Annotated in this window: 26 protein-coding genes; 5 read left to right on the top strand and 21 right to left on the bottom strand. The window is 69.9% G+C overall.

All coding sequences use genetic code 11. The features are described from left to right. Positions 1-570: 570 nt before the first annotated feature. Complete coding sequence (locus ACWFRU_RS13225) at positions 571-1452, bottom strand: nuclease-related domain-containing protein (RefSeq protein ID WP_453686349.1); 882 nt, start codon at positions 1450-1452, stop codon at positions 571-573. A 231-nt stretch (positions 1453-1683) separates the two neighbouring features. On the opposite strand from ACWFRU_RS13225, the gene ACWFRU_RS13230 reads away from it, so the two are divergent. Then, a complete protein-coding gene (locus ACWFRU_RS13230; protein ID WP_453686351.1) occupies positions 1684-2895 on the top strand; it encodes an IS110 family transposase in 1212 nt (403 codons plus the stop codon). Positions 2896-3111: 216 nt separating this feature from the next. On the opposite strand, the gene ACWFRU_RS13235 is transcribed toward ACWFRU_RS13230, so the two are convergent. The 7 genes from ACWFRU_RS13235 to ACWFRU_RS13265 all read right to left on the bottom strand — a co-directional run bounded on the left by ACWFRU_RS13235 (position 3112) and on the right by ACWFRU_RS13265 (position 8645). Then, positions 3112-3885, bottom strand: a complete 774-nt coding sequence (locus ACWFRU_RS13235) for an urease accessory protein UreD (protein ID WP_453686353.1) — start codon at positions 3883-3885, stop codon at positions 3112-3114. Further along, positions 3882-4565: an urease accessory protein UreG gene (ureG, locus tag ACWFRU_RS13240; protein WP_453686354.1), complete on the bottom strand. Its 684-nt coding sequence runs from the start codon at positions 4563-4565 to the stop codon at positions 3882-3884. Before ureG ends, ACWFRU_RS13235 begins: the two co-directional genes overlap by 4 nt. Positions 4566-4645: 80 nt before the next feature. Continuing rightward, the gene (locus tag ACWFRU_RS13245) at positions 4646-5320 is read right to left on the bottom strand and encodes an urease accessory protein UreF (protein WP_453686356.1); all 675 of its coding nucleotides are present in this window, start codon (positions 5318-5320) and stop codon (positions 4646-4648) included. Positions 5321-5362: 42 nt separating this feature from the next. Further along, positions 5363-7084: an urease subunit alpha gene (locus tag ACWFRU_RS13250; RefSeq protein ID WP_453686358.1), complete on the bottom strand. Its 1722-nt coding sequence runs from the start codon at positions 7082-7084 to the stop codon at positions 5363-5365. Continuing rightward, a complete protein-coding gene (locus tag ACWFRU_RS13255) occupies positions 7077-7388 on the bottom strand; it encodes an urease subunit beta (protein WP_453686787.1) in 312 nt (103 codons plus the stop codon). The genes ACWFRU_RS13250 and ACWFRU_RS13255 overlap by 8 nt, the downstream gene beginning before the upstream one ends. Before the next feature lie 65 nt (positions 7389-7453). Then, entirely contained in the window at positions 7454-7756 is a 303-nt protein-coding gene (locus tag ACWFRU_RS13260) for an urease subunit gamma (RefSeq protein WP_453686360.1), read from the bottom strand. A 268-nt stretch (positions 7757-8024) separates the two neighbouring features. Next, entirely contained in the window at positions 8025-8645 is a 621-nt protein-coding gene (locus ACWFRU_RS13265) for a TetR/AcrR family transcriptional regulator (protein WP_453686362.1), read from the bottom strand. Between the two features lie 140 nt (positions 8646-8785). Here ACWFRU_RS13265 and ACWFRU_RS13270 point away from each other — a divergent pair, with 140 nt between their 5' ends. Continuing rightward, on the top strand, positions 8786-9799 hold the full coding sequence (locus tag ACWFRU_RS13270; protein ID WP_453686364.1) for an ABC transporter permease: 1014 nt from the start codon (positions 8786-8788) through the stop codon (positions 9797-9799). A gap of 112 nt (positions 9800-9911) precedes the next feature. On the opposite strand, the gene ACWFRU_RS13275 is transcribed toward ACWFRU_RS13270, so the two are convergent. Both ACWFRU_RS13275 and ACWFRU_RS13280 read right to left on the bottom strand, forming a co-directional pair. Continuing rightward, positions 9912-10208, bottom strand: a complete 297-nt coding sequence (locus ACWFRU_RS13275) for a type II toxin-antitoxin system Phd/YefM family antitoxin (protein WP_453686366.1) — start codon at positions 10206-10208, stop codon at positions 9912-9914. Positions 10209-10283: 75 nt separating this feature from the next. Beyond that, a complete protein-coding gene (locus ACWFRU_RS13280; protein ID WP_453686368.1) occupies positions 10284-10655 on the bottom strand; it encodes a helix-turn-helix transcriptional regulator in 372 nt (123 codons plus the stop codon). Positions 10656-10788: 133 nt separating this feature from the next. On the opposite strand from ACWFRU_RS13280, the gene ACWFRU_RS13285 reads away from it, so the two are divergent. Beyond that, positions 10789-11214: an ANTAR domain-containing protein gene (locus ACWFRU_RS13285; RefSeq protein WP_453686370.1), complete on the top strand. Its 426-nt coding sequence runs from the start codon at positions 10789-10791 to the stop codon at positions 11212-11214. 80 nt (positions 11215-11294) lie between these two features. On the opposite strand, the gene ACWFRU_RS13290 is transcribed toward ACWFRU_RS13285, so the two are convergent. Continuing rightward, on the bottom strand, positions 11295-12302 hold the full coding sequence (locus tag ACWFRU_RS13290) for a Ppx/GppA phosphatase family protein (protein WP_453686372.1): 1008 nt from the start codon (positions 12300-12302) through the stop codon (positions 11295-11297). A gap of 75 nt (positions 12303-12377) precedes the next feature. On the opposite strand from ACWFRU_RS13290, the gene ACWFRU_RS13295 reads away from it, so the two are divergent. Both ACWFRU_RS13295 and ACWFRU_RS13300 read left to right on the top strand, forming a co-directional pair. Beyond that, a complete protein-coding gene (locus tag ACWFRU_RS13295; RefSeq protein ID WP_453686374.1) occupies positions 12378-13850 on the top strand; it encodes an aminotransferase class I/II-fold pyridoxal phosphate-dependent enzyme in 1473 nt (490 codons plus the stop codon). 56 nt (positions 13851-13906) lie between these two features. Next, complete coding sequence (locus tag ACWFRU_RS13300) at positions 13907-14452, top strand: type 1 glutamine amidotransferase domain-containing protein (protein WP_453686376.1); 546 nt, start codon at positions 13907-13909, stop codon at positions 14450-14452. Between the two features lie 23 nt (positions 14453-14475). Here the strand turns inward: ACWFRU_RS13300 and ACWFRU_RS13305 are convergent, their stop codons facing one another. The 10 genes from ACWFRU_RS13305 to ACWFRU_RS13350 form a co-directional block, all read right to left on the bottom strand. Beyond that, complete coding sequence (locus ACWFRU_RS13305; RefSeq protein WP_363207851.1) at positions 14476-14781, bottom strand: gas vesicle protein K; 306 nt, start codon at positions 14779-14781, stop codon at positions 14476-14478. A 32-nt stretch (positions 14782-14813) separates the two neighbouring features. Beyond that, complete coding sequence (locus ACWFRU_RS13310) at positions 14814-15002, bottom strand: gas vesicle protein (protein WP_451208613.1); 189 nt, start codon at positions 15000-15002, stop codon at positions 14814-14816. Further along, positions 14999-15787 (bottom strand): GvpL/GvpF family gas vesicle protein, encoded by a 789-nt coding sequence (locus tag ACWFRU_RS13315; protein ID WP_453686378.1) that lies wholly within the window; start codon positions 15785-15787, stop codon positions 14999-15001. Before ACWFRU_RS13315 ends, ACWFRU_RS13310 begins: the two co-directional genes overlap by 4 nt. Beyond that, positions 15784-16170, bottom strand: coding sequence for a gas vesicle protein (locus ACWFRU_RS13320; RefSeq protein ID WP_453686380.1), 387 nt, complete (start codon positions 16168-16170; stop codon positions 15784-15786). Before ACWFRU_RS13320 ends, ACWFRU_RS13315 begins: the two co-directional genes overlap by 4 nt. Continuing rightward, positions 16167-17357 (bottom strand): SRPBCC family protein, encoded by a 1191-nt coding sequence (locus ACWFRU_RS13325; protein WP_453686382.1) that lies wholly within the window; start codon positions 17355-17357, stop codon positions 16167-16169. Before ACWFRU_RS13325 ends, ACWFRU_RS13320 begins: the two co-directional genes overlap by 4 nt. Next, the gene (locus ACWFRU_RS13330) at positions 17350-18030 is read right to left on the bottom strand and encodes a DNA primase (RefSeq protein WP_453686384.1); all 681 of its coding nucleotides are present in this window, start codon (positions 18028-18030) and stop codon (positions 17350-17352) included. The genes ACWFRU_RS13325 and ACWFRU_RS13330 overlap by 8 nt, the downstream gene beginning before the upstream one ends. Next, positions 18027-18290: a gas vesicle protein GvpG gene (locus ACWFRU_RS13335; protein WP_453686386.1), complete on the bottom strand. Its 264-nt coding sequence runs from the start codon at positions 18288-18290 to the stop codon at positions 18027-18029. The genes ACWFRU_RS13330 and ACWFRU_RS13335 overlap by 4 nt, the downstream gene beginning before the upstream one ends. 3 nt (positions 18291-18293) lie before the next feature. Further along, the gene (locus tag ACWFRU_RS13340; protein WP_453686388.1) at positions 18294-19073 is read right to left on the bottom strand and encodes a GvpL/GvpF family gas vesicle protein; all 780 of its coding nucleotides are present in this window, start codon (positions 19071-19073) and stop codon (positions 18294-18296) included. Beyond that, a complete protein-coding gene (locus tag ACWFRU_RS13345) occupies positions 19070-19495 on the bottom strand; it encodes a gas vesicle structural protein GvpA (RefSeq protein ID WP_363310939.1) in 426 nt (141 codons plus the stop codon). Before ACWFRU_RS13345 ends, ACWFRU_RS13340 begins: the two co-directional genes overlap by 4 nt. A gap of 67 nt (positions 19496-19562) precedes the next feature. Beyond that, complete coding sequence (locus tag ACWFRU_RS13350) at positions 19563-19931, bottom strand: gas vesicle protein GvpO (protein ID WP_453686789.1); 369 nt, start codon at positions 19929-19931, stop codon at positions 19563-19565. Between the last annotated feature and the right edge of the window lie 48 nt (positions 19932-19979).

The following is a 19979-nucleotide window of genomic DNA, read 5'->3' on the forward strand; positions in this document are numbered from 1 at the left end:
ACCGCAGCAACCATCCACGCCCGATAGCATTCCCCCAGGACCGTGTGGAGGCCGGAATGACCGTCGGCGACCGGCCCCGCTAGAGCTGCGGATCAGAGGGCGCCTGACTTACAAGGCGCGTGTCGCCCAACGCGCAAGCGCCCTCCTCGGGCCGTCATGGGGCCGTAGAAGGGCGCTCGTTGGTGACCAACGCTGACAACTGCCAACAGCACAGCAGCAGTTCAGAGCGGTGATCGAGTAGACGGCCGCACGTCACGGCCATCAATGATCAGTTGTGGCGATACTGTCGCTGGAACGGCCAATCCGATGAGTAGCTAACTGCGTGACAACGCCGACGCACACCCGCGAACAACCATGGACGCCAGCGCACCATCAGCGCAGGTGACAGGCACACCAACCCGAGGCCAGCCCCCACCCCCAATTGCCAATCCGATAACCGGGTCGGGGGAACCGGTGAGCGGTTTGTCCATGTGGGGAGGCCTGCTCCCTCGATCACCGGGCGGTGCTGCTTCCGGTACGCGGTCCTGGTTGCGGCCTGGCTGGAGTGCCCCACGAGCGGCGAGGTCTCCTTCAGGCGGACAGCCAAGCGCGCCGATGCCGGGCAACCGCGTACAGCTCATCGATCTGCCTGGCATCAAGCACCCCGCTGAGCGGGCCGAGCGCAGAGACCTCCCGCTCGCGGTACACGCGGACGGTGAACTGCGTTGCTGCCTTGGTCAGTTCCGTCACGCCGACGAACACGATGACCGGCTGCACATGTACCGGGATGTCGGTGTAACGCCGCAACACCGCTTGGACCCGACCAGCCTCCGCCTTGCTCTTGCGTGCGTACGGCTGTGGCGGGCCGTGATTGACCTTCGCCATCTCATCGCCGACCCATACGGTCTTCCCGAAGTGGCGCTTGGTGTTGATGCTGAACACTCCGCCGGGACCGATCAGGAGGTGGTCGATGTCCACGTCCCGAGGCAGCGGCACAGAGTGCAGCACACGCCAGCCATACCGCGAGAGCCTCTGTAACTCGCCACCGACCCGACGCTCACCGGCGAGCCCCATGCGCCATGAATCCCACTCAGACTCACGCCGCAACAGCCAGGAGAGCACCCTCTGCGCAGCGCTGGGGCCCTTCTCCGCCAGCAAGCACCTAAGGCCCTCCCCCGGCCGATTCAGGGCGAGATCGTCCGGCGCCGTCAGCGGAGGCAACTCCGGTACACCTTGCGGCTCTACCGATCTACGCGGTTTGGGCTTCGCGGCGGCGCTCGATCTCGGTGCGGGAGAAGGTCGCGTGAGGAGCGGACGCAGCAACCCGAGTGCCTCATGCCGATACGGCTCGACCAGGATCGTGACCTTGCCCGTCCGGCAGTCGGCCCATGCGACGGCGGAGCCGTCAGGGAGATTCACATAGAGCCGATCCTGCCCATGCCGCTTCCACCGAACGACCTTGAGATCACCCATGTTCGCCCATTACCGTCTTCGTAGAGCCCGGTTCGGGTTCGTGGCCTTCAGGGCCGGTATGACTCGTTGCCCCTGTCCTTGATGATCCGGGGGGTGCTGTCGCCGGTCCTGGCGGCACCGGATGGTCGCTGATGGAAGCATGTCCGCCGGCAGGCAGGGCTGCGTAATGTGGCTGCCGATCTCCGGTGCCCGGCTGGGCCACCGGTGGTGACTCCGGGGAGGGAAAACCCGGTGACCAGCAATGACTTCACGTCAATCGATGTGTTCTGCGCCCTGGATGTGGGCAAGTCCGCCCACCACGCTACGGCTCTGCTGGCCGACGGCCGTACCACCTTCGACAAACCGCTGCCCAACGGCGAGCCCCAGTTGCGGGAACTGTTCACCCGTCTCAAGCGCAAGGGGAGGGTCCTGGTGGTGGTCGATCAGCCGGCCTCCATCGGCACGCTGGCGGTGACCGTCGCCCGCGCCTGCGGCTGCGATGTCGCCTATCTGCCCGGCCTGTCGATGCGCCGGCGGGCCGACCTGCACCCGGGCAGCGGCAAGACCGACGCCCGTGATGCCCACGTCATCGCCGATGCCGCCCGCACCCTGCCCCACCTGCTGCACTCCATCGACGTCGATGAGAGCGTGCGGGCCGAACTGACCATGGTCCTGGGCTATGACGACGACCTCGCCCAAGACGCCACCCGCACCTCCAACCGGCTGCGCGGCCTGCTCACCTCGATCCATCCGTCCCTGGAACGCGTCCTGGGACCGCGCCTGCGCCATCCGGCCGTCCTGGCCCTGCTCCAGACGTTCGGCTCCCCGGCCGCACTGGCCCGGGCCCGCACCGAAGAGCTCATCGAGGTCATGACCAACGCTGCCCCGCGCATGCGCACCCCGCGGGAGCTGGCCGAACAGATTCATATCGCCCTGGCCCAGCAGACCGTCCAGGTCCCCGGCACGGCCTCGGCCGGCGAGATCATCGCCGGCCTGGCCGAAGCCCTCGCCGTCCTTCTCAAGCGCCGCGATCTCCTGGAGAGCCGGGTCGCCGCGCTGCTGGAGGCCCACCCTCTCGCGAAGGTCCTGACCTCCATGCCCGGGGTCGCGGTCAGGACCGGAGCCCGCATCCTGGCCGAGGTCGGCGACGCCAGCGCGTTCCCCACCGCCGCCCACCTGGCCTCTTACGCGGGACTGACCCCCACCACACGTCGGTCCGGGACCTCGATCCGGGGCGAAGGACCACCCCGCGGCGGCAACAAGATGCTCAAACGGACCCTGTTCCTCGCCTCGTTCGCCTCACTGAGCAGCCCCGAATCCCGGGCCTACTACGACAGGAAACGAGCAGAGAACAAACGCCACAACGCAGCCCTCATCTGCCTCACCCGCCGCCGCGTCGACGTCCTGCACGCCATGCTCAAACATCGCACCCTCTACCAACCCCGGCACGAACAAACAGCCTGATCAATCCCCCAGACCTTGACCGAACAGATAGAAGCACCCCCCTGCAGCGGCACAACCCCCAAGGCCATGGGAACAGCGGATCGGCACCACCACAAGGACGCGTACTACCGCTGGCGCGACAGCTCCGATGCGTGTCTGTCTGCGTGTCAACGCCGACGCACAGCCGCGAACGCCCATGGACATGCCGGGAACCCCGCTGAGCGGATATGACCCCGTTCACGTGAGTGTGCGTAGCGCCTCGTCGAGGATGCGGCGGATCTGTAGGGCGTCGGGGGCGACGGCGGTGACGAGTACCGCGGGTCCGGCGAGGGGGGTGAGCGTGGCGCCTTCGGTGAGGAGGGCCGGCCCTGGGCGCTCCTGGTCGAACTCCGGGCGTACGAGGACGAGCTGGCCGATCGCGCGATGCCCCGCCAGGACAGCGGGGCCGTCCCAGCCGGCGGGTGCGCCGGGTCCGCAGGAGAGCTCCTGGTCGAGCAGGAGGCGGCCGGCCCGGCGCACGGTGAGGCGGCTGGTGAGGCGTCCCGGGTCCTCGCCGGTCCGCCCGAGTACCTGTTCCTCCCGCAGCACCAGGCGCGCGCTCGCGGCGAGCTCGGCCCGTGTGGTCACCCGCAGATCACTGTCGCGTACGGAGATCAACTGCTCGGGCAGCCAGAGCAGTTCCGCGTCCTCGCCCACCGTGAGCCGCACGTCGTAGCGCGCCGTCTCCTTCGACTGCCCCGGCAGGGCGAGGGTGGCGGCGGCCGAGCCGACGCGTAGCCGGGCCCCGTCGTGGGCGGTGGTCTCGACGGTGAGGTGGTCGCCCCCGAGGGGGCCGCTCATCGCCCCGACGAGGGTGACGTGGGCGCCCGCTCCTGCGGCCCGGGTGCGGCGCGGGACGAGGGGCCCCTCACCGTCGAGCACGGGCAGGGCGGTGCCGCCCCGCCCGTCGCCTCGCGCGGTGATGCGGGCGGTGCCGCGTACCCCCGAAGCCACGACCGCGTCCACGCTCATGCGGACGCGGTCCACGCCGCGTACTGGGCGCGTACCCAGGCGGCGACAGGACCGACACCCTGCTCCGACCTCAACGACTGGAAGACGACAGGCAGTTCGGCGCGCTGGGCCTTGGCGTCCGCGGCCATGCGCGCGAGGTCGGAGCCGACGTGCGGGGCGAGGTCGGTCTTGTTGACGACCAGGAGGTCGGCGGTGCTGACGCCGGGGCCGCCCTTGCGCGGGATGTCGTCGCCGCCCGCGACGTCGATGACGAAGATCTGCGCGTCGACCAGGCCCTTGGAGAAGGTGGCGGTGAGGTTGTCCCCGCCCGACTCGACGAGGATCAGGTCCAGCGGCCCGACTTCGTCCTCCAGGTCCTCCACCGCCTCCAGGTTGGCGGAGATGTCGTCGCGGATAGCGGTGTGCGGGCACGCACCGGTCTCCACGGCGGTGATCCGCTCGGGCGGGAGCACGGCCTCGCGCAGCAGGAACTCGGCGTCCTCGCGGGTGTAGATGTCGTTCGTGACGACGGCGAGGGACAGCTCGGCCCGCAAATCCTTGCAGAGCGCGGCTACGGTGGCGGTCTTGCCGGACCCGACGGGCCCGCCGAGCCCGATCCGCAGGGCGCGGCGGCGCCCGTCGGCGCGGTGTGCGTCGGCGCTCACGGCGGTGGACTCGTCGTGGGAGTGGTCGAGATGCATGGTGCGACTCCTATGGTTCAGCAGTTCGTTTCGCCCCGTACGGCGGGGCTCCGGGGGCGAGCGCCCGGTGGTGCGGTCCGCTACGACGCGAACAGCCGCGCGGGCCAGGCCGCGTGTGCCTCGGCCCCGATCTCGAGGAGCGGCGCGGACGCCGCGGGCAGCGCGTCGACGCCTTCGGTCAGGGCGCACCGTGCGGCCTCCGCCGCGGCCCGCGCGACGAGATCGAGTTCGGGCGCGAGGCGGGCCAGGACCCCCGTCGCGTCGAACGGGTCAAGGCTCAGCAACCGCACGGTCGCCGTCGCGGGCCCGCTGACGCATTCGTACGCGGAGCAGTACGCGGCGTCCTCGGCGCCGAGCCCCGCCGCCCGTGCTGCGAGGCCGAGGACGACCGGTTGGTGGGCGCCCTTGGGCCGGGCGGCAGCCAGGTGGTCCAGGGACGGGTCGGGCCACGCGGACCGCGCGGCCCGCATCATCTGCCGCCCGAGCCGCCGCCCTGCACCGCGCAGTGCGGCCGACGAGGTCCGCGCGTCGGCGGCCTCGTCCAGTTCGAGCGGATCGATCCCGAGCGCCGCGGCCGCCGCGAGCGAGGCGGAGACGAGCCCCGTCGTGTGCAGCCGCCCCCGGCAGAACTGCTCCAGGTCCGCGGCGCCGGTGACGCGTCCCGCCTTGACCGCTTCCTCGGCCCCGCCGGAGTGGGCGTGCCCTCCGGCGGGGAACCGGCCGTCGGCCAGGACGAGAAGTGCGGCTCTAGACATCGCGGTCGACCGTCATCAGAGCAACCACCACCAGAATCACCATCAGAAGAGGAAGTACCGCTGCGCGAGCGGAAGTTCGGCGGCGGGCGACGGCTCGACGAGCTCACCGTCGATGGTGACGGCGAAGCTGTCGGGGGCGACCTCCACCCTCGGCAGGGCGTCGTTCTCGCGCATGTCCGCCTTCGAGCGTCCGCGCGTGGAGCGGATCGCGGTGAACTCCTTGGCCACACCCAGCCGTTCCGGCAGCCCGTCGTCCAGCGCCGACTGGGTCACGAAGTTGAGCGAGTTGAGCCCCGGCGCCTTGCCGTGCGCGCCGAACATGGGCCGTGGCAAAACCGGCTGCGGGGTGGGGATGGAGGCGTTGGCGTCGCCCATCTGCGCGTACGCGATCTGGCCGCCCTTGATGACCAGTTGCGGCTTGACGCCGAAGAACTTCGGGTCCCACAGCACCAGGTCAGCGAGCTTGCCGCTCTCCACCGAACCGATCTCGTGGTCGACGCCCTGGGCGACCGCCGCGTTGATCGTGTACTTGGCGACATAGCGCCGCGCGCGCCGGTTGTCGGCGCGGCTGTCCCCCGGCAGGAAGCCGCGCCGCCGCTTCATCACGTGCGCGGTCTGCCAGGTCCGCATGACGACCTCGCCGATGCGTCCCATGGCCTGCGAGTCCGACGACATGATCGAGATGGCGCCGATGTCGTGCAGGATGTCCTCGGCCCCGATGGTGGTGGGCCTGATCCGCGACTCGGCGAAGGCGAGGTCCTCGGGGACCGCCGGGTTGAGGTGGTGACAGACCATCAGCATGTCGAGGTGCTCCTCGACGGTGTTGACGGTGTGCGGCCGGGTCGGGTTGGTGGAGCTGGGCAGCATGTTCGGCAGCGACACCGCCGTGATCATGTCGGGGGCGTGCCCGCCGCCCGCGCCCTCGACGTGGAAGGCGTGCAGGGTGCGGCCCGCGACGGCGGCGAACGTGGCGTCGATGAAGCCCGCCTCGTTCAGAGTGTCGGTGTGGACGGCGAGCTGGGCGCCGGTGTCCTCGCAGACGTTCAGGCAGGCGTCGATGGTGGCGGGGGTCGCGCCCCAGTCCTCGTGAATCTTGAAACTGACGGCTCCGGCCCGCAGTTGGGCGTGCATGGACTCGGCGGAGACCGTGTTGCCCTTGCCGAGGAAGCCGATGTTGACGGGGCTGGAGTCCATCGCGGCGAACATCCGGGCCAGGTGCCAGGAGCCGGGCGTGATCGTGGTCGCCTTGCTGCCTTCGGCGGGTCCGGTGCCGCCGCCGATGAGGGTGGTGACCCCGGAGGCGAGTGCCTCGTCGACGATGGTCGGCGAGATGAAGTGGATGTGGGTGTCGATGCCGCCGGCGGTGAGGATCTTGCCGTTGCCGGAGATGACCTCGGTCTCCGGGCCGATCACGAGATCGGGGTGCACGCCGTCCATCGTGTCCGGGTTGCCGGCCTTGCCGATGCCGGTGATGCGGCCGTCGCGTATGCCGATGTCGGCCTTGACGACGCCCCAGTGATCGATGACCACGGCGCCGGTGACGACGGTGTCGGGGGCGCCTTCGGCGCGCGTGGTGCGCGACTGCCCCATCGACTCACGGATGACCTTGCCACCGCCGAACACGGCCTCGTCGCCGGAGCGTCCGGGGCCGCCGGAGCGGTCCTCCTCGATCTCGACGAGGAGGTCGGTGTCGGCGAGCCGGATGCGGTCGCCCGTGGTGGGGCCGAACAGGTCGGCGTACGCGGCGCGGGACAGTTCAGGCATCGAGGGGGCCTCCGGTCTCGCCGCGCAGTCCGGGCACGATGCGCAGACCGGCCAGGGGGACGAGTTCGACGTCGACGGGGATACCGGGCTCGAAGCGCACGGCGGTCCCGGCGGCGATGTTGAGCCGCTTGCCGCGGGCGGCACCGCGGTCGAAGTCGAGACCGGGGTTGGCCTCGGCGAAGTGGTAGTGGGAGCCGACCTGGACGGGGCGGTCGGCGGCGTTGAGGACGGTGAGAGCGGTGACCTCGCGGCCTTCGTTGTAGGCGACGGGCTCGTCGGCGAAGAGGATCTCGCCGGGGATCACGGGCTGCGTGGGCTGCGTGGGACTCTGCGTGGGGCTCTGCGCGGAACTCATGTGGCCGGCCCCCGTCAGACGATCGGCTCGTGGACGGTGACGAGCTTGGTGCCGTCCGGGAAGGTGGCCTCGACCTGGACGTCGTGGATCATCTCGGGAATGCCGCTCATGACGTCGTCGCGGGTGAGCACCTTGCGCCCCGACGACATGAGTTCGGAGACGGTGCGGCCGTCGCGGGCACCTTCGAGGATGTGGGACGTGATGAGCGCGATCGCCTCGGGGTGGTTGAGCAGCAGCCCCCGCGCCCTTCGCTTCTCGGCCACGTCCGCGGCCACATGGATGAGCAGTCTCTCCTGCTCGTGCGGGGTCAGTTGCACGCGTCCCACCTCACAGTCCTCGCTCCGGACCGTGCGGGGTCCGGCTGCCGCGGCCACCGCGACGGATATAGATGTAACACACAGACAGTACGCATGATCTTGCGCACCCCGGTTACCAAATCCCCTGGTGGCGTGGGATCGCAGGCTAGTTGGGAGGAGTTTCAACGAGGTTAACCAGCGCTTGACCGCTCCATGACCATCAGCTGGGCAGACCCATACTCATCCGCTGGGCCGACCCACGACCCTCAGCCGGACCGCCCCGCACCGGTCAGCCGGGCCGGCCCATGCTCATCAGACCGCGCAGACCGTCCTGCAGCGCCTCGATCGGGACCTCGTCGAACAGCGCGAGCTGGGCGGCGAACCCCTGCGCCGTCGCGACCATCACCCGCGCGACATGGTCGGCCGGGACGTCGCCGCGCATCATGCCCGCCGCCTGATACCCCTCGACGATCTTCACCCAGGCGACGCGCACCTTGGCGTACCCCTGATGCATCACGGCCGCGAGCTCTTCGTTGCGCAAGGTCTCCGCCCACACCTGGACGATCAGCCGCGGGAAGTACGAGGCCTCCCCCTCCCGGACACCGGGCTTACGACTGAGCACCTGGGACAGCGCGCGGCCGACCAGCACGTCCGGCGGTGGCGGCGGGGTCTCCTCGGCCGCCGCCTCGAAGGTCGCCTGGATGTACTCAAGGACCTCGCCGACGATCGCCCCGATCAGCTCCTCCTTGCCCCGGAAGTAGCGGTAGACCGCTCCGGCCGACAGGCCGACCTCCTTGAGCACGTCCTGCATCGAGGTGGCGTGGAAACCGTTGCGGGCGAAGCAGAGGGCGGCGCCGTCCAGGATCTGGCGGCGGCGTGCGTCTAGGTGCTCCTGGGATACGCGGGCCATGCCGCCAAACTAAAACGAACATTCCTTCTTGACAAGCTCCACACCCGGCAGCACAGTGAGGACATCACGTAAAACGAACGATCCTTCTCTTTAGTCAATCCCGGAATCCCGGTCCGAGAATCCCGGAAGGGGCTCAGCTCATGTCGACGCCCGTCGCTACCTCGCCTCCTCAGGCCCGCCGCATGGTGATGGTGGCCGTCCTGGTCTCCGCCGTCGTGGCCCTCGCCCTGTGGGCCTTCGCCTGGCCCGCCACCAGGACCACCCCGCGCGATCTGCCCCTGGGCGTCGCGGGACCCGCTGCGGCGACAGCCCCACTCAAGGCGCAACTGGCCGACCACAAGGGCGCGTTCGAGGTTCATCAGTACGCCGACGAGGCCGCGGCCCGCGACGCCATCGAGGACCGGGCCGTGTACGGGGCGGTCGTCGTCACGCCGCAGGGCATGGAGCTGCTGACCGCGACGGCGGCGAGCCCGGTGGTCGCCCAGCTTCTGGAGCAGGCGGTGGCCGGTCAGGCTCCCGAGGGGGCCGAGGTGCGGACCACCGACGTGGTGCCGGCGCCCGCGGCCGACCCACGGGGCTCAGCCCTCGGCTCGAGCATCCTGCCGCTGGCCATCGCGGGAGTCGCGGCGGGCGCGATGGTGACGATGCTCGGCCTGCGCGGCGTCCGCGCGGTGACCGCCCTCGTGCTGGCCGCCGGGGCGGTCGGCGTGGTCGCCGCAGCCGTGACGCACAGCTGGCTCGGCGTCCTGACGGGCAACTGGTGGGCGGAAGCCGGGGTGTTGGGGCTCTTGACGCTCGCGCTGGGCGGCGCCGTCGCGGGATGCGCCGCGCTCTTCGGCCCGGCGGGGATCGGGATCGGCGCGCTGACCATGGTGCTGCTCGGCAACCCGTTCTCCGGCGTGACGTCCGCGCCACGACTGCTGCCCGAACCGGTCGGCTTCATCGGGCAGTTGCTGCCGCCGGGCGCCGGAGGCACCCTGCTGCGCTCGGTCTCCTTCTTCGACGGCGCGCGCGTCACGGGTCCGCTCGTCACCCTCGCCGTCTGGGTCCTGCTCGGCCTCACCGCCGTGCTGCTGGGTGCGCTCCGCCGCCGTCCCGCTGCCGCGACGCGCGACGAGGCGCCGACGGCGAGGGAAGCGGTGCCGGTCTCCTGATCCGGCGGCACGCCTCGCAACGCTTCCGGCACTCGGACAGCCGTACACCCCCGCTGTAGCGGACGGGGGCGTACGGCCATTCCTGCGGTCGCCGCAAGCAATCAACCGGCCGTTACGTCGCGTTGGGACCCCGGTGCTCGGCCGCAATGCCGAAACGGCGGCCTTCGCCCGCGCCGGACGGGGACGACGTCGGGCGCAACGACGAGACGGAGCTGATCACCTGCTCCTCGTCGGCCTCGGGCGCCGCCTCGGACAGCGCCTCGAGCCGCTCCAGGTCGGCGGCGGAGACAAGGGCCACGAGTGGCTTGCCATGACGGGTGACGACCACCCGCTCACCGCAGTATACAACGCGGTTGATCAGGTCGGCGAGCTCTGCGCGGGCTTGCGTCACCGGAATCTCGTAGGCCATGCCCCCCAGCCTACCGGCGCCCCGTGCGGCCATCCGGCCCGCGAGGACCGGATGCGTCGCAGGTCAGCCCGTACATCAGGAGCCGGGCTTCGGGTCGCGCGCATGTGGTGGCGACGACTCCAACTGCCGGGAGCCGTCACCGTGGTCGACGTCGTGCTGGGCCAGGAGCGTGAGCAGCTCCGCCACCGCGAGCCCCGATTCGGCGGGGTGACGCAGGATGGTCCCCGATTCGATGCGATACGTGTTGGAACGGCCTTGCCGCGTGTGAGAGAGATATCCGCCTTCCTCCAGATCGGAGACGATCTTCTGCACGGCGCGCTCCGTGAGGCGGCAGCGAGCCGCGATGTCACGGATGCGGGTCGCGGGATCATCGGCGATCGCGGCCAGCACGCGGGCGTGGTTGGTGAGGAAGGTCCAACCGCTGTGTGATTCAGGTACTGCTCCCATCCCTACAAGATAGGGCGTTTGATTCACGCATTCAAAAGGGCGAACCCCATTTCCTGTATCACTTGACGGGTATGCCGTGCCGGACCGACGCTGGGTGAGGTGATGACGCCCGGACGTCTACGGAGTGGCCGCCATGACAGAACGTGTACTTACTGCGCAGGTCGCGGAGGAGCCGGCCATCGCGGAGGATCTGATGTCGTTGCCGGATGACCTGGTGTCCCTACCGGATGACCTGGTCTCCGTCGCGGACGCGGACTTGGAGCAGGACCCGCGCGTCGAACTCGTCCAGCTGCGGCGGGCCATGGAGACGAGGCCCGTCATCGACATGGCCCGCGGAGTCCTGATGGCCTCCTTCGGGCTGAGCCCCGATGACGCGTGGGACGTGCTGGTCTCGATCTCCCAGAACTCCAACACCAAGTTGCACATCGTGGCCGACGAACTGGTCGGCGCCGTCACGGGAGGGCACATCCCGAAGCCGTTCCGACGCCAACTGTCCACGACGATCGCCCGGCTCCAGGCGGCACCGCAGGCTCCGGCGACGCGGGCGACGCCACCTTAGAAGAGCCTCAGGAAAGCCTCCGGATCTGTTCTCAGTTCTCGGTTCTCGGTTCTCGGTTCTCGGTTCTCAGTTCTCAGTTCTCAGTTCTGCAGGGCCGCGATCCGCAGGGGCACCGGCAGGCTGGCGGGCACCGTGACCTCGCTTTGGCTGACGTCCGCCCACCACGCCCCACCGTCCTCCATATGGCGCAGCAGTACGCCCTCACGGATGGCCCAGGGGCAGAGGGTGACCGTCTTGACGCCCGTCAGCTTCATCGCCGTGTGGCCCACGATCGCCCCGGCCAGGCTCTGCGCGGCCCGCGGCGCCGAGACCCCCGGCAGCGCGGCACGTTCGGCCACCGGCAGCGCGGCGAGGCGGTCGCGGCATCGGCGCAGGTCCGCCCGGCTCAACTGCCGCGCCATGAACGGCCCGTGGCGGCCGGGAGCGGCGCCGCCGAGCCGCGCCAGCTGCTGGAACGTCCGCGATGTCCCGACCGCGGTACGCGGCCCCTCCCAGCGGATTCGTGCGGCGACGTCCCGCAGCTGGTGGCGGACCTTGCGCCGCAGCGCCTTCACGCTCTGCTCGGTCGGCGGGTCCTCCCCGTCGAAGAACTCCCGGGTCAGCCGACGGGCGCCGAGGGGCAGCGAAGCGACGTAGTCCGGAAGCCGGCCACGTCCGAAGGCCACCTCCAGCGAACCGCCGCCGATGTCGAACATGGCGAGGGGCCCGGCGCGCCAGCCCATCCACCGCCGGGCGCCGAGGAAGGTGAGTTCGGCCTCCACCTCTCCGGGCAGTGTGCACAGCGGTATGCCCGTCTCCTCGCGTATCTCCCGCAGCACGTCGAGTCGGTTGGGCGCGCTGCGCACCACCGTCGTCGCGAAGGCCAGGGGCTCCGCCGAGCCCCATCTGCGGGCGGTACCGGCCGCCTCGGCGACCGCCTTGACCAGCTGTCCCACCGATTCCTCGGGGATCACCCCGCTCGGCCCGATCTCCTCGGAGAGTCTCACCTTCCACTTGGCGGTGTGCACCGGCAAGGGCACACCGTCCTCCGCGTCCACGACAACCAGCCGGACCGCGTTCGAACCCACATCCATCACACTCATCCGCATGTGACACTGAGTACCCAAGAGGTCTGAGCTCAGTCACTCTGATTGACCTTCGCGGCACCAGGGAACTCGTGATCCATGACCGTCGATCACGCCCGAGCCCCCGTACTCGAAGCCCTGGCGGACCACCGCAGAAAGGGCCGTATCTCCTTTACCCCGCCCGGCCACAAGCAGGCCCGGGGCGCCGATCCGCTGGTGCGGGAGGTGCTCGGCGACGCCGTCTTCCACGGCGATCTCCTCGCCTCCGGCGGCCTCGACGACCGCCTCGGCCGCGGTCAGGTCCTCGAACGGGCCGAACGGCTGATGGCCGACGCCGTGCACGCGACGCACACCTTCTTCTCCACATGCGGCAGCTCCCTGTCGGTCAAGGCGGCGATGCTCTCGGCCGCGGGACCGCACGAGAAGCTGCTCATCGGGCGTGACGCGCACAAGTCCGTCGTGTCGGCCCTGATCCTCTCCGGCATCCGCCCGGTCTGGGTCGATCCGAGCTGGGACCCCGACCGGCATCTGGCCCACCCGCCGTCGGCCGACGCCTATGCCGAGGCGTTCGCCGCCCATCCCGACGCGATGGGCGCCCTGGTCACCAGCCCGACTCCGTACGGAAGCTGCGCCGATCTGCGGGGCATCGCCGATGTCTGCCACCGGCACTCCCGTCCGCTGATCGTGGACGAGGCCTGGGGCGCGCATCTGCCGTTCCACCCCGACCTGCCGTCGTGGGCGATGGACGCGGGCGCCGACATCTGTGTGACGAGCATCCACAAAATGGGCAGCGGCCTGGAGCAGGGTTCCGTCTTCCACCTCCAGGGCGACCTGATCGACCCGACGGTGCTGAAGTCCCGGGCGGACCTGTTCGGCACCACGAGCCCGTCCGTGCTCATCTACGCCGGTCTCGACGGCTGGCGCCGCCAGATGGCCCTGCGCGGCAAGGACCTGATGGGGGCGGCCCTGGATCTGGCGGCCGACGTACGGGCGAAGATCGAGGAGGTCGACGGGCTGCACGTGAACGACCGCTCCGACTTCTGCGGTCCCGCCGCCGACTTCGACCCGCTGCCGGTCGTCATCGACGTGAGCGGCCTGGGCACCTCGGGATTCCGGGCGGCGGACTGGCTGCGTGAGCACCGCTCGATCGAGGCGCATCTGGCCGACCACCGCCGCATCAGCACCCAGCTCACGCACGCCGACGACCGGGAGACGACGGATCAGCTCCTGGCCGCGCTGCGGGCCCTGTCCCAGGCCGCTCCCGGCCTGCGTCCGGTGCCGGAGGTGGAGGTCCCCTCCCCCGCCGCGCTGCGCCTCTCCCAGGTCGATCTGCCACGGGACGCCTACTTCGGACCGACCGTCGACGTGCCGGTGGCCGAGGCAGCGGGGCGCGTGGCGGCCGAGATGCTGACGCCCTACCCGCCGGGCATTCCCGCGGCGCTGCCCGGCGAACGCCTCACCGAGCCGGTGCTGCGCTATCTGCGCACCGGCAGGACGGCCGGGATGAACCTGCCCGACGCGGCGGATCCCGGCCTGGACACCGTGCGGGTCGTCCGCGAGACGGCCGGCTGACGGAACCGACCGGCTGACAAAGCCACCGAAACCCCTCACAAGGAGAGTGAAGAGCCATGCGTGTCGCATTCCTGATGGCGCCCGAGGGCGTCGAGCAGATCGAACTCACCGACCCCTGGAAGGCGGTGAAGGACGCGGGCGGCGAGCCCGTCCTCGTGTCGACCGAGGCGGGTCAGGTCCAGGCCTTCAACCACCTCGACAAGGCCGACACGTTCCCCGTCGACGAGGTCGTCGGGGAGGTGTCGGCGGAGTCCTTCGACGGGCTCGTGCTGCCGGGCGGCGTGGCCAACCCGGACGCGCTGCGCCTCGACGAGGGGGCCGTGTCCTTCGTGCGGGGCTTCTTCGACAGCGGCCGCCCGGTGGCCGCCATCTGTCACGCCCCGTGGGTCCTCGTCGAGGCCGGCGTCGTCTCGGGCCGTGGACTCACCTCGTTCCCCAGCCTCCGTACGGACATCCGCAACGCGGGCGGCACCTGGGTCGACGAGCAGGTGAAGGTCTGCCATGACGGGCCCAACGCGCTGATCACCAGCCGTAAGCCGGACGACCTGAAGGCGTTCTGCGAGGCCTTTCTCACGGAGTTCGCGAAGTTCGCGAAGAGCTAGTCCAAGGAGCCGGTCCCAGGGAGTCAGTCCCTGGGAAGCAGCGGCCCCAGCGGCCCGAGGTCCAGATTCAGGTCCTCGGGCCGCAGGCCGTAGCGGTCGCGCAGTTCGGCCATGCGATCGTCGAGGAGCATCAGCGTGAGGCCGATGCGCTCCTCCTGGTCCTCGTCCAGCTCGCCGGTGTCGAACCGGCGCACGGCCTGGCGTTCCATGAGCTGCCGCAGCAGCTCCACGACGGTCAGGACCAGTTTGATCAGATCGCGTTCGACCGTGTCCGGCTCCAGTTCCAGCCGGTTCTTGCCCGCGGGCCGCTCCCGGACCTGCTCCCGGATCTGCTCGACCTCGCGCTCGGCCTCGCCCTCGCTCACAGCAACTCCTCGAAGGGCGAGGGGACCTGCTCGTTCACCGAGCTGATGAGCGCGTTCAGGTCGATGCGGACGAGATCGACGTCCGCGATGCGCAGGGTGAGATCGCCCTTGATGACGACCCCGCCCGCGAGCAGCCGGTCGAGCAGGTCGACCAGGGCGACCTCGCGGCGTTCGATGACGGTCACAGTCCCGCCTCCCCCGCCGCGTCGTCCCCCTCGGCCTCCACCCCCGCGAAGGAGTACGCGGCCCACGGCCCCGTCAGCTCCACGCGCATGCCCGGCTCGTCTGTCTTCACGCGTTCCACGAGTTCGACGAAGGCCTCCGAGTCCGCACGCGGCACCAGATAGGCCGCGTTGAGCACGTTGCGGCCCGACACCTTGGAGAGCGCGGAGTTCTGGGGCGCATGCAGCCGGGCGTCCTCCGCCTGCTCGCAGAGCGTGCCGTGCAGCCGGTGGGCGAACTTCTCGGCGCTCTCCCACATCTCTTCGTGCGCACGGTTGCGCTGCCGTCGCTGGCGCAGATAGTCCCTGCCCGACGCGGGCTTCTCCGACTCGGCGGCCGGGCTCGCGGCCTGCGCGTCGGAGTAGATCTTGACACCCCATTCCACGCGGCCGTCGAGCCGGTCGAGTGTGCGCCTGAAGGAGTCCTCCCGTGCCTCCATCATCGCGCGCACCCCCGCGTCGTCCCGGAACACCGTGGCCAGGCGCAACGGCAGCGGCGTGGTCACCGCCGTGAGGGCGTCGATCACGGACTGGTGAGCGCGCGCGGTGGCGCTCAGCCAGTCCAGGTCCTCCAGGTGGCGCCGCAGCGGCTCCTCGGCGAAGTCCTGCTCCGGCACCGTGCCGACCACGGCGATCAGACCGTGGTGCGACAGCTGACCGGGGGGAGCGCCGTCCACCCCGGTCACCTGCGCCTGAAGCGCAGCGTCGAAGGGCCGGCAGATCGCGTAGACGTACCGCAGTCCACTCATGTGCTCTCCTCCGCCTTGCCGCGCTTCGTCGTGCCCTGTTCCACCTTGCCTCGCTCCGTTCCGCTCTCCTGCCCCGTCCTGCCTTGCTCCAGTGCGGCGACATGGGCGCGCAACTCGGCGTTCTCACGGGTGAGTTCGTCCCGACGTGCGCGGGTGGAAAGCGCGGGGTCGTCCTCCCACCAGTCGATCCCCATCTCCTTCGCCTTGTCGACGGAGGCGACGATGAGCCGCAGCTTGATCGTCAGGAGTTCGATGTCGAGCAGGTTGATCCGGATGTCCCCGGCGATCACGATTCCCTTGTCGAGCACGCGCTCCAGGATGTCGGCGAGGTTCGCGCCGCCGCCCTGCCCGTACGGCTCCGGCATCCGGCCAGCCATCGTCATCGACGGCTCCCGCTCATCTCGGCGTCTTCGTCGTGCTTCGCCTCGTCCTCGTCCTCGTACTCGTCGTACTTCGCCTCGTCGTCCTCGTCGGCCTCATCGGCGTCCTCGGCGTCCTCGTACTTCGCCTCGTCTTCCTCGTCCTCGTCCTCGTAGGGCTCCTCGGGCTGGTCCTCCTCGTCGCGCTCCTCTTCGTCGCGCGCTTCCTCGTCGTGCTCGTCGTCCTCGTGCTCGCCTTCCTCGTCCTCGTAGGACTCCTCCGGCTGCTCCTCGTCGCCCTCGTACTCGTCCTCGGCGACGTCCTGCTGCTCGCCCTCGGCTTCCTCCTCGGCGACCGCGTCGTCGTGGCTGTGGACGACCTCACCGTCGCGGATCTCGCCGCGCCAGCCGTCCTCCGCCTCACCCTTGATGGTGATGAAGCGCGCGAAGTTCTTCAGGTCGAGCCGGGCCCGGCGCCCCTGGGCGCGCCAGATGTTGCCCGTCTTCTCGAAGAGGCCCTTCGGGTAGTACTCCAGGACCAGCAGGACGCGCGTGAGGTTCTCCGCCAGCGAGTGGAAGGAGACGACGCCCTTCGTGGTGCCCTTCGCGCCCTCCGAGGTCCACGCGATCCGGTCGTCCGCGACCTGTTCGGTGGTGTGGGCCTTCCAACTCCTGTTGGACCAGAAGATCTTGGCCTGCCAGTCGGTGGTGGTGTCGTCGGCGCGGTTGGCGCTCTTGACGCCCTTGGCGAAGGTGCTGAAGTCCTGGTACTGGGTCCACTGGTCGTACGCGGTGCGCAGCGGCACGCCGACGTCGATGAACTCCATGATGACCGTCGGCTTCTTGCCGGCCCCGCTCTTGCGGCGGCCCTTGCCACCGGTCATGTTCTTGAAGGCTCCGACAACGCTGTCCTTGGCGCGGCCGGCACCGATCTCCACGGCGGACCGCAGCGGTCCCTTGCCCTCGGCGATCTTGCGGCCGCCGTCGAGGGCGAGCTTGGCGAAGCCCGGGCTGTTGCCCTCGGCGATGTCGTTGAGCTTGCCCGTCGTCTGGCCGAGCTTGTGGCCCACTCCGACGAGCAGCCGCTGGGCCTGGGCGTTCAGGTACTCCTGGAACTCGGCCTTCAGGCGGTCGGCGGCCTCGCTCTGCGCGATGCCGGCGAGCGGGTTCTCCTTCGCCTTGCCCGAGGCGGACTTCAGGGTGTCACTCATCGCGGCCCCCCTCCTTCGGCAACCGGGCCCCGGTGGAACGGCGCGCGGACGTCTTCGTCGCGGCCCTGGCGGGGGCCTTCTTCGCCGTCTTCTTCGCAGGGCTCTTCTTCGCCGTCGTCTTTCTGGCGGGGGTCTTCTTGGCGGCCGCCTTCTTGGGGGCGGCCTTCTGCGCCGCGGCCTTCTTCCGCGGCCGGGGCTTCTCGTCGGGCTCCTCGTCGGACTCCGCCTCGGCGGACTCCTCGTGGTCCCGCTCGTCGCGGTCGTCGTCCCGGTCGTCCTCGTCGTCGTACTCCTCGTACGCGTCGTCCGGTTCGTCCTCGTCCTCTTCGGTGTCGCGGCCCGGGAGGTCCGGTTTCACGCCCGAGAGCTGGTCTCGCACATCCGCCGTCCGGCCGTGCAGCCGGTCCGCCAGGCCCGAGATCTGCCGCTCGACCAGGGCTCCGGTCGCGGCCTTTCCGACCCCGCGCATGTCCTCGCGCAGCTGGTCGCCGATCTCCTTGAACTGCGGGTTGTTCTGCAGCTGCTGAGACAGCAGGTCACCCAGGGCGCGCGGGCTCAGGTTCATCCGCTTGCCGGCCACCATGGTGCCGACGGCGAACGCGAGTTTCATCTTCTTCGTACGTCCGAGGACGTATCCGGCCCCTACGGCGAGGCCAAGTCCCACTCGATTCATTGTGTCGTCCCGTTGTCGGTTCCCGCGCCGGGGCGCAGGCCTATTTCCAGGCGGTCGAGCAACTCGTCCTCCCGGCGGTCGAATTCCTCCTCCCCGATCTCGCCCGCCTCGAGCTGCTGCTCGAGAAGGGCGAGTTCGGACCGGACGGTGGCCGGGTCGTAGTACAGGCGCTCGGCCTCGGCGAGTACCTGGCTCACCGCCCACAGGCCGCCGCGCACCGGGGCGAGCGGCAGCATCAGTACTTCGCCGATCAATCCCATGAGCTACTCCCGGCCGGCCTGCGAGCTCGCGGACTCCGGCGTGGCCCCGGTCGGCTCGGAAGGACCGGGCTCGACGAAGCTGTAGGGCGGCAGCGGGCCGTTGACGCGCAGTTCGATGTGCGGGTGGGCCTTGCGGGCTTCCTCGACGGCGGCGAGGAACACCTCGGCCGACTTGCGCTCCACGAGGAACGACAGGTTGGCCAGCCATCCCGTGGACTCGGGGCCCACGCTGACGGAGTGCGCCGCCGGCTCCAGGGTGCGGTGCAGTTCCACCGCGTCCTCGGCCTCGCGGGCCTGGAGCGCGGCCACCACCATCTCGCCGAGCTGCAGCTTCTGCTCGTAACTGCCGCCGCCCGCCTGCCGGTTGGCCTCCGCGAGCGCCTGCACCTCGGGGTTGTCCGCCATCACGCGGTGCAGTGCGGCCTGTTCGTCGTGGCTGGCCTTGACGTTGTACTCGACCTTGCCGGCCAGCGTCGAGAGCCGCTCGTTGTAGTGCTCGGCGCGCTCCGCGAGGACGCTCGTGACCGCCGCGTCGTCGGGGGCGACGTTGCCGAACCGCATGGGCAGGACCGGACCGGCCGCGCCCGCCTCGTTCAGCACGTTCTGATGGGCGAGGAGGTCATTGCGCTTGGCGCGCAGCCCCTCGGGGGCGTCACTGACGATCGCCGCCAGGTCGCCCTCCTTGAGGATGCGCACGGGGCGGGCCGGCTTTCCCACGCCTTCCATGCCCTCGGGGAGCGAAGGGTGCGAACCCGCGGTGATGCCGTAGACGTACGTGCTCATTCCTGCTCCTCCTTCCGGCGCGCCGAGGTGCTCTTGCGGGCGCGCGGGCGGGACTCCGACTGGCTCTCTTCACGCGACTGCTTGAACGCGTCGGAAATGGTCTCGGCCGCACCGGAAAGGGCGCCCTTCGACTTGCCGCGCGCACCGGACTCGGTGATCTCGCCCATGAGGTCGGGGAGTCCGGGGTTCTTGTGCGGACCTGCCTCCAGGTCGAGGCGGTTGCACGCCTCGGCGAAGCGCAGGTAGGTGTCGACACTCGCGACCACCACACGCACGTCGATCTTCAGGATCTCGATGCCCACGAGCGAGACACGCACGAAGGCGTCGATCACGAGGCCGCGGTCGAGTACCAGCTCCAGGACGTCATACAGACCACTGGTGCCGCCCGATCCGCCGGATTGCTGTGCAGGGACAACGGTCATGCCGATCGACCCTCCTTAGTCTGGGATATCTGTGGACATGTCGCGGAAACCCGCGCGTACAGCCGTCTCAGCGGCCGCCGGACTTGCTGCCGTCGGCGCGTCCGCGTTCGTAGCGGCGGATGCGCCGGTAACCCAGGAGTTCGCCCTGCGGGTCGCACTCCACCTGATAGCTCGCGAGGAGACTCATCGTGTCCGGCACCCGGGTGAGTTCCAGGACCTCGATCTCCAACGTCCAGCCGTCCTCGGTCTGTTCGAAGGACGACACGGACTCGGCGGCCATCCCGGTCAGCTCGGCGAGCTGGGTGCGTGCGATGCGCAGCACCTCCATGGGGCCCGGGCGGCGCTTCGCGCTGCCGCTTTCCGCTTGTTCGGTCGAATTACGCGAGTTCTGCGAACTCGTCTTCTTCTTCTCTGGTTCCGATGATGTGTTCAATATGGCCACCTCAATTCCCCGAGTGGCCCGTAACCCGTTGGCCAAACATCT

It is taken from the genome of Streptomyces sp. NPDC055099 (assembly GCF_053607685.1).

What these genes read in the sequence shown, in the direction of transcription:
- ACWFRU_RS13325 (WP_453686382.1), bottom strand. Translation starts at nt 17,357, where the DNA reads ATGAGTGACACCCTGAAGTCCGCCTCGGGCAAGGCGAAGGAGAACCCG.
- ACWFRU_RS13335 (WP_453686386.1), bottom strand. Translation starts at nt 18,290, where the DNA reads ATGGGATTGATCGGCGAAGTACTGATGCTGCCGCTCGCCCCGGTGCGC.
- ACWFRU_RS13340 (WP_453686388.1), bottom strand. Translation starts at nt 19,073, where the DNA reads ATGAGCACGTACGTCTACGGCATCACCGCGGGTTCGCACCCTTCGCTC.
- ACWFRU_RS13270 (WP_453686364.1), top strand. Translation starts at nt 8,786, where the DNA reads ATGTCGACGCCCGTCGCTACCTCGCCTCCTCAGGCCCGCCGCATGGTG.
- ACWFRU_RS13235 (WP_453686353.1), bottom strand. Translation starts at nt 3,885, where the DNA reads ATGAGCGTGGACGCGGTCGTGGCTTCGGGGGTACGCGGCACCGCCCGC.
- ACWFRU_RS13280 (WP_453686368.1), bottom strand. Translation starts at nt 10,655, where the DNA reads ATGGGAGCAGTACCTGAATCACACAGCGGTTGGACCTTCCTCACCAAC.
- ACWFRU_RS13330 (WP_453686384.1), bottom strand. Translation starts at nt 18,030, where the DNA reads ATGAATCGAGTGGGACTTGGCCTCGCCGTAGGGGCCGGATACGTCCTC.
- ACWFRU_RS13225 (WP_453686349.1), bottom strand. Translation starts at nt 1,452, where the DNA reads ATGGGTGATCTCAAGGTCGTTCGGTGGAAGCGGCATGGGCAGGATCGG.
- ACWFRU_RS13300 (WP_453686376.1), top strand. Translation starts at nt 13,907, where the DNA reads ATGCGTGTCGCATTCCTGATGGCGCCCGAGGGCGTCGAGCAGATCGAA.
- ACWFRU_RS13250 (WP_453686358.1), bottom strand. Translation starts at nt 7,084, where the DNA reads ATGCCTGAACTGTCCCGCGCCGCGTACGCCGACCTGTTCGGCCCCACC.
- ACWFRU_RS13320 (WP_453686380.1), bottom strand. Translation starts at nt 16,170, where the DNA reads ATGACGATGGCTGGCCGGATGCCGGAGCCGTACGGGCAGGGCGGCGGC.
- ACWFRU_RS13345 (WP_363310939.1), bottom strand. Translation starts at nt 19,495, where the DNA reads ATGACCGTTGTCCCTGCACAGCAATCCGGCGGATCGGGCGGCACCAGT.
- ACWFRU_RS13285 (WP_453686370.1), top strand. Translation starts at nt 10,789, where the DNA reads ATGACAGAACGTGTACTTACTGCGCAGGTCGCGGAGGAGCCGGCCATC.
- ACWFRU_RS13275 (WP_453686366.1), bottom strand. Translation starts at nt 10,208, where the DNA reads ATGGCCTACGAGATTCCGGTGACGCAAGCCCGCGCAGAGCTCGCCGAC.
- ACWFRU_RS13295 (WP_453686374.1), top strand. Translation starts at nt 12,378, where the DNA reads ATGACCGTCGATCACGCCCGAGCCCCCGTACTCGAAGCCCTGGCGGAC.
- ACWFRU_RS13290 (WP_453686372.1), bottom strand. Translation starts at nt 12,302, where the DNA reads ATGCGGATGAGTGTGATGGATGTGGGTTCGAACGCGGTCCGGCTGGTT.
- ACWFRU_RS13245 (WP_453686356.1), bottom strand. Translation starts at nt 5,320, where the DNA reads ATGTCTAGAGCCGCACTTCTCGTCCTGGCCGACGGCCGGTTCCCCGCC.
- ureG (WP_453686354.1), bottom strand. Translation starts at nt 4,565, where the DNA reads ATGCATCTCGACCACTCCCACGACGAGTCCACCGCCGTGAGCGCCGAC.
- ACWFRU_RS13315 (WP_453686378.1), bottom strand. Translation starts at nt 15,787, where the DNA reads ATGAGTGGACTGCGGTACGTCTACGCGATCTGCCGGCCCTTCGACGCT.
- ACWFRU_RS13265 (WP_453686362.1), bottom strand. Translation starts at nt 8,645, where the DNA reads ATGGCCCGCGTATCCCAGGAGCACCTAGACGCACGCCGCCGCCAGATC.